This is a genomic window from Roseateles sp. (assembly GCF_031397715.1).
Lineage (GTDB): Bacteria > Pseudomonadota > Gammaproteobacteria > Burkholderiales > Burkholderiaceae_C > Paucibacter_A.
In genome coordinates this window covers 1-2,620 of record NZ_JANNMI010000376.1, presented here as the reverse complement: position 1 = coordinate 2,620, position 2,620 = coordinate 1, and the positions used below count along the sequence as shown (strand labels likewise).

2 protein-coding genes and 3 tRNA genes are annotated in these 2,620 nt (G+C 58.1%); 4 read left to right on the top strand and 1 reads right to left on the bottom strand.

What is annotated here, in order from left to right; all coding sequences use genetic code 11:
- On the bottom strand, nucleotides 1-1,514 hold a 1,514-nt coding region (locus RMO57_RS16350; protein WP_310388395.1), incomplete at its 3' end, for a TonB-dependent receptor plug domain-containing protein.
- Between the two features lie 525 nt (nucleotides 1,515-2,039).
- Between RMO57_RS16350 and RMO57_RS16345 the strand changes: the two genes are divergently transcribed.
- The 4 genes from RMO57_RS16345 to RMO57_RS16330 all read left to right on the top strand — a co-directional run.
- Nucleotides 2,040-2,125: transfer RNA gene (locus tag RMO57_RS16345), tRNA-Tyr, on the top strand.
- Between the two features lie 110 nt (nucleotides 2,126-2,235).
- Nucleotides 2,236-2,309, top strand: a tRNA-Gly gene (locus RMO57_RS16340).
- An 83-nt stretch (nucleotides 2,310-2,392) separates the two neighbouring features.
- Nucleotides 2,393-2,467: transfer RNA gene (locus RMO57_RS16335), tRNA-Thr, on the top strand.
- A 48-nt stretch (nucleotides 2,468-2,515) separates the two neighbouring features.
- Nucleotides 2,516-2,620 (top strand): GTP-binding protein (locus RMO57_RS16330; protein WP_310388397.1); only part of this gene is annotated, 105 nt, incomplete at its 3' end.

The window sequence follows — 2,620 nt, the reverse complement described above, 5'->3', positions numbered from 1 at the left end:
GCACAGCCTGGGCCTTGGCTCAGAGTCGGGTCGGTGTAACGCTTGTGCTCGGCGCCACGCAAACCGAACTTCAGGCTGCGCAGGACGCCGGCATCCAGGGCGTATTCGCCGTCCACCTGGCCCCAGGTTTCCTTGTCGGTCACGACGGTGTTTTGGTTGCCGAAGATCCAGTCGAAACCCTGCTTGGGTTTGTCGAAGCTGAAGGAGGGCGCCGCGTCATTGCCATTGAGGGCGTAGCTGGACTTCGTGGTCACGATGTTTGTCTCAAGCACATCCTGGCTGGCAGTTGAGCCCTTGCCCTTGGATGTACCCCCGTTGACGGCCAGCGTCAGCGTGTCATTGACTTTCCACGAACCTTCCAAGCCCAGGAAGTTGCTTTCGGCGGACGATTTGCGCGAAATCATGTCGTGGTAGCCGGAGTTTGAACCGGCTCCAGCAAAGTCGAAGGTCGCCTTGGTCAGTGTCTTTACGCCCTTGCTGTCGGTGCTGATTTTGTAGTCAGACAAGGTGGCGTTGTTGATGAGTCCTGGACGGGGCGCAATCAGGTAATTGTTGTTGTAGTTGTCTGCATCCATCTTGGACGAGAAGCCGGTCAAGACCAGATCAATGTCCTTGGTAGGCTTGAACTCGCCCTTGATCAGGCCGCCCTTGCGTTCACGGGTTTGGGTGAAGTAGGCGGAGCCGATCAAGTCGGGGAGCATGACCCCTTCCAGATCAGGGTGGGCCGCCACGAGGACGGGGGCCGCGGCCTTGGTCAGCGCGTTAAAACCCAGAGTTTCCACGCCATCACGGCGCAGACTGCGTTTTTCCGAGAACGCCTGCACCAAAACGCCGAAGGTCTTGTCTTCGCTGCGGAAGTTCACCAAGCCGCTCAGCTGCGGATCTGACTTGCTGGGCAGATCGGCGTAAACAGCACCCACGCTCGCTTCAGCGGTCAGCGTCTTGGCGAAGTCCAGTGGTTTGCGAGTGATGATGTTCACAGAACCGGCGGTGCCGCCTTCTACCAGGGAGGCTTCGGAGCTCTTGCGTACTTCAACGCGGCTCACGATTTCCGAAGGCAACAGGGAGAAACTCACGCTGCGGCCTACGCCGGCGCCGGTTTGATCGAGCACGAACCAGTCGCCGTTGGCGACGCCATGGCCGTCCAGTAGGGTCTGCGTCAGACTGGGGCTGGTGCCGCGCACGCTCACGCGGTCGCGCTCGTCAAAACCGCCGGAGCCGCCGGATGCACTGTTCGTGACGGTGACGCCAGGCAAGCGAGCCAGCGAGTCGGCCACGTTCTTGTCGGGCATCTTGCCGATGTCTTCGGCGTTGATGACGTCGATGTGGGCGTCAGCGTTGCGCTTGACGCTCAGCGACTTTTCTTGCGATGCACGAATGCCGGTGACGACAACCTGCTCAAGCTGGTTGGTTTCGCCCTTAGGGGCTGCCGCCTGCTGCGCTTTTGCTGCCAGGGTCACGCTCAGCAGCGTCAAGGCGACGGCAGCTGCGATAGGGCTCTGTTTGACCTTCATTTCTTTTCCTTAATTTGGCCAAGAGACAAGTTACTCGGCCTGCTTCCACTTGGCGCTGAGCCCGGCAAGTCCCGATCGAGACGTTGAGGGTTTGACACCGCTAAAGATATACGAATGCAACCAATGCCATGCCACTATACGGCTCAGTAGTGCCACTTTGCTACCACTTTTATGTGCGTGTTTTCCCTGCTGTGGTGGCGTTGCCACCGAGGAGCGGTGGGTTGGGTTGATTCGCCGAGTTTGCCGGGTTGGCGCCACTGCGCACCGGTATGTGCTGCGGCCGGGCTCTGTTGCGGCGGTCCAATTTGGTGGGCGCAAGCTCTGTTCAAGAGGGCGGTGCTCGCTTGCCGATTTGGTACGAGGTTACAGAATTGGGTAGTGAACTGGTATTCACTTAATCGCCGAGGTGGTATGCGTCAGGCGAGTGCCGGGCGTTTCGCGGGGATGGGTGCACTGTCACTGTCAATAGTTTGAGAAAACTGTTGGCGCGAGATAATTGCTGTGCTATAGTTGCGGGCTTGCCTCGGAGGGGTGGCCGAGTGGTTAAAGGCAGCAGACTGTAAATCTGCCCGCTAACGCGTACGCTGGTTCGAATCCAGCCTCCTCCACCAAGGCAAAAGCAGGGCAATACGCTTTTCTTGATTCGAGTCGTCGGCTGGTCCGGCGGCTCGATCCCAGGAGAGTAAGCAAAAGCGAAGCAAGATTGAGGTAAGGCTCCCGGGCGGGAGTAGTTCAATGGTAGAACTCCAGCCTTCCAAGCTGATCACGCGGGTTCGATTCCCGTCTCCCGCTCCAGTGTTGTTGGTGTCGGTCAAGTTTGTTTTAAGTCGTCGGTACAGGTTTGTCGGTTTGAGTGAAGTCTTCAAACCTGTGTCGATGCCCATGTGGCTCAGTGGTAGAGCACTCCCTTGGTAAGGGAGAGGTCACGCGTTCGATCCGCGTCATGGGCACCATCTGTTTTCTTCTTCTAGTCTGTACTGATACTCTCCCGGAGCGCAGAAATGGCAAAAAGCAAATTTGAACGTACCAAGCCACACGTCAATGTGGGCACGATCGGTCACGTTGACCATGGCAAGACCACGCTGACGGCGGCGATCGCCACCGTG